The following is a 6,663-nucleotide window of genomic DNA, read 5'->3' on the forward strand; positions in this document are numbered from 1 at the left end:
CACTGCTTTGATGCTAGTTGCCACGATAGCTCATGTTATACAAGTTAGTTTTTAAAGTTCCATATTGATTTCTTTGAGGAGTTGTTTCATGACTAATCGTGTCGTTCTTGCATATTCTGGTGGTCTAGATACCTCAGTCGCTATCCCATATTTGGCGAAAATGACTGGTGGTGAAGTTGTCGCAGTGTCGCTCGATCTCGGTCAGGGCGGCGAAGACATGGAATCGGTGCGTCAGCGGGCCTTGGACTGTGGCGCGGTCGAGTCCATCGTCATCGACGCCAAAGACGAGTTTGCCAATGAATACTGCTTGCCGACGATCAAGGCAAACGGCATGTACATGAAACAGTACCCACTGTTGTCCGCGATTTCTCGCCCACTGATTGTCAAGCATCTGGTCGATGCCGCAAAGGAATTTGGTGGTACCCATGTGTCTCACGGCTGTACCGGTAAAGGCAACGATCAGGTCCGATTCGAGGTAGGCTTTCGCTCCCTAAACCCGGAGTTGGAGATCATCGCTCCTGCTCGCGACTACGCGTGGACTCGCGATAAGGCCATCGCGTTTGCTGAAGAGATCAATCTGCCGATTGAACAATCGAAGAAGTCGCCGTTCTCCATCGACCAAAACGTATGGGGTAGGGCAGTAGAAACTGGTTTCCTAGAAGACCTGTGGAACCCACCTACGAAAGACCTATACGCATACACTGAGGATCCAGCATTAGGAAATGCCCCGGACGAAGTCATCATCTCATTCAAGGCTGGTGTACCTGTTGCTATCGATGGCCGTCCAGTCTCCGTCCTGGAAGCCATCGAGGAAATGAACCGCCGTGCAGGTGCACAAGGCGTTGGCCGACTCGACATGGTGGAGGACCGGCTGGTCGGCATTAAATCCCGCGAGGTGTATGAAGCACCTGGTGCAATAGCTTTGATTACGGCGCACGAAGCGTTAGAAGATGTCACAGTTGAACGGGAGCTGGCACGCTACAAGCGGCTTATCGACGCCCGGTGGTCCGAGGAAGTCTACGACGGGCTGTGGTTCGGACCACTAAAGCGTTCCCTCGATGCCTTCATCGAATCCACCCAAGAGCATGTCACTGGTGATATCCGTATGGTGCTCCATGCTGGCAACTGTGTGGTTAATGGCCGTCGGTCCGATCATTCTTTGTACGACTTCAACTTGGCCACCTACGACACCGGCGATACTTTCGACCAGACGTTAGCGAAGGGCTTTGTCGAACTGCATGGCCTATCTTCCAAGATTGCCAATCGTCGCGACCGCGAAGCTTAAAGTCTTACGCTGGAAGTTTTACATTACATTAAAGCCCAAGGGACTAACTCTTGGGCTTGGTTAAATTTTAAGGATTATCTTCATGGAACAACACGGTACAAACGAAGGCGCCTTATGGGGCGGTCGATTTTCCGGCGGGCCAGCTGAGGCAATGTTTGCGCTTTCGGTTTCCACGCATTTCGACTGGGTTCTTGCACCGTACGACGTGCTGGCATCTAAAGCTCATGCGAAAGTATTGCACAAGGCGGGATTACTCAGCGACGATGATTTAAAAACAATGGTGGCTGGGCTCGACCAATTGGGAGCAGATGTAGCTAGTGGCGCTTTTGGTCCAGAGCCTACCGACGAAGACGTTCACGGAGCAATGGAACGCGGTTTGATCGACCGAGTAGGAAGCGAAATCGGCGGCAGATTGCGCGCTGGGCGGTCACGAAACGATCAGGTGGCAACGCTGTTCCGGATGTGGGTGCGGGATGCGATTCGCGATATTGCTGCTCAACTAGCTAATCTAGTGAGTGCGCTATCGCAGCAGGCGGCTGCCCATCCGGGGGTTATCATGCCAGGTAAAACCCACTTCCAGGCGGCGCAACCTGTTCTTCTTGCCCATTCATTGTTGGCGCATGCGCACCCGTTGCTCCGGGATATTGAGCGCCTTCAGGATTTGGACAAACGGTTGGCGATTTCTCCGTATGGTTCCGGTGCACTGGCTGGCTCTTCGCTGAAATTAGACCCAGAAGCAATCGCAGCGGAACTTGGTTTTACGGATGCGGCCGACAATTCCTTAGACGCGACTGCTTCTCGGGACTTCGCGGCGGAAACTGCGTTCGTTCTTGCTCAGATCGCCGTCGATTTATCGCGGTTATCCGAGGAGATCATCGCTTGGTGTACGCCAGAATTTGGTTATGTGACACTTCATGATTCGTGGTCAACCGGATCATCGATTATGCCGCAGAAAAAGAACCCCGATGTAGCGGAGCTAACCCGGGGTAAGACCGGTCGGCTGATTGGCAATCTCAGCGGACTTATGGCCACTTTAAAGGCAATGCCGTTGGCTTATAACCGGGACCTCCAAGAGGACAAAGAACCGATTGTGGATTCCGTGGCGCAACTTAATTTGTTGCTTCCTGCAATGACGGGGCTCATCTCTACGCTTACATTCCACCCAGAGCGGATGCGTAAACTTGCGCCGGCTGGTTATACTTTGGCGACCGATTTGGCGGAATGGATGGTTCGAGAGGGAGTTCCATTTCGTGAGGCACACGAAGCATCTGGTGCATGCGTCCGTATAGCGGAGGCTCGTGGGGTTGGTTTAGATGAGCTCACGGATGAGGAATTTGCGAGCGTCGACAAGCGATTGCATGCCGGCGTACGGAATGTGCTCACAGTTGAAGGTGCGGTTGCGTCTCGCTCCACGAAGGGAGGCACGGCACAGGTTCGCGTTGATGAACAACGCCAACGGGTCGATGCCATCACCGCGAAATACCTCGCGTGGGCTAATACTCCGGTGTGGGGCGAGAAAGATGATCGACTGTAATCACGATTCGGGCTACGGTTAACTAGTCTAGTCAACGTGACAATAACCACTTGGATTTTTGGTGCTACAACCGATTATCCAAGTGGTTTTCCGTTTAGACTGCAATAGATCAAAAGGAGACCAACGATGAACAATGACTTGCTTAACGACGCGCAACTGTGGCGTGGTCGACTCGACGCATATGGTGCTGCGACGGCAGCCCCAGATCACCTGAGCGCACTGCTCGGCGACGATGATCAGGCTATTTCCTCAGCATTGTATTACTTAGATAGTGCCATCGTGCATCAGTCCACAGTCTCTCATGCGGCAACCCCGGTTCTTGAATTTCTCGTGGCTGCCTTGAAAAGCGAGAAAATTATGAATGAGAAAGCCCGCACCGGAGTTATCGAATTCCTTGCCTACCTCGGCGAATCCTTGCGTGGTGCCAGTGGCGAGGATTATGGAGACGTTGAAATAGACCAAGAGTTGTACAACGAATTCCTTGCGATTAAGGATCCATCAGAATTCGAAGAGTTCATGGAGGGCGAGGGACTCGACCTGTATGAGCAAGTGTTCACAATTGCATATAAAGAGTGTGCGGCAAAGAAAGATGAGGTCATAGGTGCATTAGCCGAGGTTTCAGGTGCAGAGAACGTGATTGCCGAATGGGAGCGTGTGTAGCAAGGAAGACATCAGATCAAGCTGAAACTGAACAGGTTTTTTAGAACCGATTGTTTCAGCTTGCGTGTACGAATATGAAAAAGCGCCGAAAGAACCTTTTGAAGAAGCGCCGGTGGCCGAAGGCAGCTGATGGTGGCTACAAGGAAATCCCGCTTTCGTTCGACATTGACTGGTGTAATGCCCCACGATATTGCAAAGGGCTGCCGAACTTCGGATACTCCGTGGAACCCGCGTTGGCAGTTGAAGCGAATGGACCCCGGCGGCTTTTTGTGGGGAATATCCACGTAGGTGGTGGTTTCGACACAATATGGCAAGAGTTCGTGCTGGGGTATTCCGAACTTAGGATCTGGCCGATGATAATCACGGACGATTTTGATCCGACCGTTACCTGCCAACTCGACAGCGTTGGGATTTCTTCTTCCACACTGGAAGCTTTTATGGAATTAGCGCGGCTGCAAGATCGCACATTTCCAGGTTTGGCCGCTGGTTGCGGAGCCACTTCGGAGTTTAGTTATATTCCGCCCGATATTGGTTCTGGCGAAAAGCTGTTAACAGTCGCCACATATTCACCGGCAGATGTTCCGACGTACATAGGGTGGATCGGTGCCAGGCATCGAGGACTTTCACCCGCAATAATTTCTGCTGTTCTTGCCAGCTGGCAGGAGCGCTTCGGAGCGGTTCTCATTGCAATGGGAAATAACTGTCTTAAACTTCAGGTCCCTAAATTGCAGCTTTCAACTGAACAGGAAAACCTGCTTGCTTTGGAACATCAACTTTTATGTCCAGACCTGAAGCTAGATTCGCCGGAAGCAAAAGCGAACTACAGCCGCACAGTACTTAAGAGCCGGAACTGGATTTTCCGCTGGTAATAACGCGGAAAAACAGTAGTGGATTTTGTGGTACGTAAGCGCGGCAGCATGATGGTGATCGCGTTTCTTCAAGGCTGCGTCGAAAAGCATTCGGAAAGTTTAAGATCAATCGACTAGGGTAATCCGGTATGAGTATGGATCCGAAATTGCTTGAGGTATTGGCCTGTCCACGTGATAAAGGGCCGTTGGAATATATCGAAGAAGAACAAGTTCTTGTAAATCCACGCCTCAATATTGCCTATCGCATCGATGATGGGATCCCGGTAATGCTTTCCGACGAAGCAATCGACTGGCCGAAAAAGTAGAAACAGACTCCATACCACTTAGAAAGACTTAAGAATATGAATATCATCGATGAGCTCTCATGGCGTGGCCTCATCAACCAATCCACTGATCTGGAAGAATTACGTCAAGCATGTGAATCTCCGATCACCCTTTATTGCGGATTTGACCCGACCGGCGCTTCGTTGCACGCTGGTCACCTCGTTCCGCTCATCATGTTAAAGCGGTTTCAACAAGCTGGGCATCGGATCATTACACTCGCCGGTGGTGCCACCGGAATGATCGGCGATCCTCGCGATGTAGGGGAACGATCCATGCTTTCCGACGCGGAAGTCCAAGCGAACGTTGAATCGATTAAAGACCAAATTCGTCGGTTCATTGATTATGCCGAAGACAAGGCAATCATGGTGAACAACGCTGATTGGCTTGGGAAAATGAGCCTTATCGAGTTCCTTCGGGATCTTGGCAAGAACTTCTCGCTGAACACCATGCTTGATCGCGATACAGTCAAACGACGCTTGGAAAACGACGGCATTTCCTATACTGAATTTTCCTACATGCTGCTGCAATCTTTCGACTACGTGCACCTCAACCGTGAGTACGATTGCGTATTGCAGATTGGCGGCGGTGACCAATGGGGAAACATCGTCTCTGGTGTCGACCTCAATCGTCGCATGAACCAAAAGAAAGTTCACGCGCTCACGGTTCCATTGGTTACTGACGCCTCCGGCGCGAAGTTCGGTAAATCTACCGGTGGCGGAAAACTATGGCTCGATCCGGAACTTACATCCCCATATTCCTGGTACCAATACTTCCTCAACGCTGGCGACACAGTAGTTATTGATTACCTGCGGTGGTTCACGTTCCTCAGCGAAGAGGAAATCACGGAGTACGAAACTGCCGTTGCCGAGCGGCCGCATCTTCGCGAGGCACAACGACGGCTTGCACAAGAAATAACGACTTTAGTGCATGGTGCAGCGGCAACCGAAGCGGTTGAACTTGCTGCGCAAGCGCTTTTCGGCCGAGCTGATATCAGTGAATTAGACGAAGCTACGTTACGTGGTGTGCTTTCCGAAACCCCAGTTGCCGAGGTAGGCGCAGAAGATCCTCGCACCATTGTTGACCTATTAGTTGCAACAGGTTTGGCCAACTCAAAGGGTGCAGCTCGGCGCACCATTAAAGAAGGCGGTGCTTACGCGAATAACGTTCGGATCGATTCGGATACGTGGGAGCCAGACGTCTCAGATTTGCTGCATGGCAGCTGGTTGGTATTGCGTAAGGGGAAAAAGAACTTCGCTGGCGTACGATTTGCCTAAGGCAATTGAGATTTAAAGCTCTGAACTGCATAAGCGGTGACTGTTTGGATCAATAGTCACCGCTTTCGTTGCGTGAATCAGTCAACCGAACTATTGATTCAGAAACCAACCGGTACGGTAATGCGGATAAAGATCCTGTCGGCACACAATATAACCATGCAAAAATTATTCGCTTCTGCTGCCTCGTACACAGTTCTTGGGTTGCTAGCCGGCGTTTTCTACCGTGAGTTCACGCGGGCTCAAGATTTTGTGGGGATGACTCGCCTTTCCACGCTTCACACCCATCTACTTGTACTGGGAACGATCATGTTCCTCGTCCTGCTTGCGCTCTCTGCGGTTTTCAAACTGCACGAACATAAACAATTCAACGCATTCTTCATCGTGTACAACGTGGGTGTGCTTTGGATCACTGCGTTTATGGCGGTCAAAGGAATTAATCAAGTCCTTGACCCAAGTTTTACAATGTCACCAGCGTTAGCTGGCGCCTCAGGGTTAGGGCATATCATCTTGACGGTTGGTTTCTTCCAGCTATTTATGATTCTGGGTAAACAATTGAAGAAATATTCTTAACCAAGATTTTTTAAGTGGCAGTGGCCGTCGAAATGCGTTTGCGAGCTTTTCGACGACCACTGCCACGTTTTGGTTCCATTATGTCGAGCTCATTTTGTGGTGTTGTGCTGGGGGTTTGTTGTTTGTTGTGGGGGTGTGTAAGTTATA

7 protein-coding genes are annotated in these 6,663 nt (G+C 50.8%); all 7 read left to right on the forward strand.

Annotation, left to right across the window (positions count from 1 at the left end):
* Positions 1 to 88 precede the first annotated feature (88 nt).
* Positions 89 to 1,285, forward strand: coding sequence for an argininosuccinate synthase (locus tag Q4D85_RS07265; RefSeq protein WP_303199313.1), 1,197 nt, complete (start codon positions 89 to 91; stop codon positions 1,283 to 1,285).
* 82 nt (positions 1,286 to 1,367) lie between these two features.
* Complete coding sequence (gene argH / locus Q4D85_RS07270) at positions 1,368 to 2,819, forward strand: argininosuccinate lyase (RefSeq protein WP_303199315.1); 1,452 nt, start codon at positions 1,368 to 1,370, stop codon at positions 2,817 to 2,819.
* Positions 2,820 to 2,945: 126 nt separating this feature from the next.
* Entirely contained in the window at positions 2,946 to 3,479 is a 534-nt protein-coding gene (locus Q4D85_RS07275) for a hypothetical protein (protein ID WP_303199318.1), read from the forward strand.
* Positions 3,480 to 3,712: 233 nt separating this feature from the next.
* Entirely contained in the window at positions 3,713 to 4,348 is a 636-nt protein-coding gene (locus Q4D85_RS07280) for a DUF4253 domain-containing protein (protein ID WP_303199320.1), read from the forward strand.
* Between the two features lie 128 nt (positions 4,349 to 4,476).
* Positions 4,477 to 4,653: a Trm112 family protein gene (locus Q4D85_RS07285; protein ID WP_303199322.1), complete on the forward strand. Its 177-nt coding sequence runs from the start codon at positions 4,477 to 4,479 to the stop codon at positions 4,651 to 4,653.
* A 36-nt stretch (positions 4,654 to 4,689) separates the two neighbouring features.
* The gene (gene tyrS, locus Q4D85_RS07290; RefSeq protein ID WP_303199324.1) at positions 4,690 to 5,946 is read left to right on the forward strand and encodes a tyrosine--tRNA ligase; all 1,257 of its coding nucleotides are present in this window, start codon (positions 4,690 to 4,692) and stop codon (positions 5,944 to 5,946) included.
* A 72-nt stretch (positions 5,947 to 6,018) separates the two neighbouring features.
* On the forward strand, positions 6,019 to 6,516 hold the full coding sequence (locus tag Q4D85_RS07295) for a DUF2871 domain-containing protein (protein WP_303199326.1): 498 nt from the start codon (positions 6,019 to 6,021) through the stop codon (positions 6,514 to 6,516).
* Positions 6,517 to 6,663 lie beyond the last annotated feature (147 nt).

Source organism: Corynebacterium sp. (assembly GCF_030532965.1).
GTDB lineage: Bacteria > Actinomycetota > Actinomycetes > Mycobacteriales > Mycobacteriaceae > Corynebacterium.

Bases quoted from the DNA above. Each gene is read 5' to 3' on its own strand.
- argH (WP_303199315.1), top strand. From the start codon at position 1,368: ATGGAACAACACGGTACAAACGAAGGCGCCTTATGGGGCGGTCGATTT.
- tyrS (WP_303199324.1), top strand. From the start codon at position 4,690: ATGAATATCATCGATGAGCTCTCATGGCGTGGCCTCATCAACCAATCC.
- Q4D85_RS07285 (WP_303199322.1), top strand. From the start codon at position 4,477: ATGAGTATGGATCCGAAATTGCTTGAGGTATTGGCCTGTCCACGTGAT.
- Q4D85_RS07275 (WP_303199318.1), top strand. From the start codon at position 2,946: ATGAACAATGACTTGCTTAACGACGCGCAACTGTGGCGTGGTCGACTC.
- Q4D85_RS07265 (WP_303199313.1), top strand. From the start codon at position 89: ATGACTAATCGTGTCGTTCTTGCATATTCTGGTGGTCTAGATACCTCA.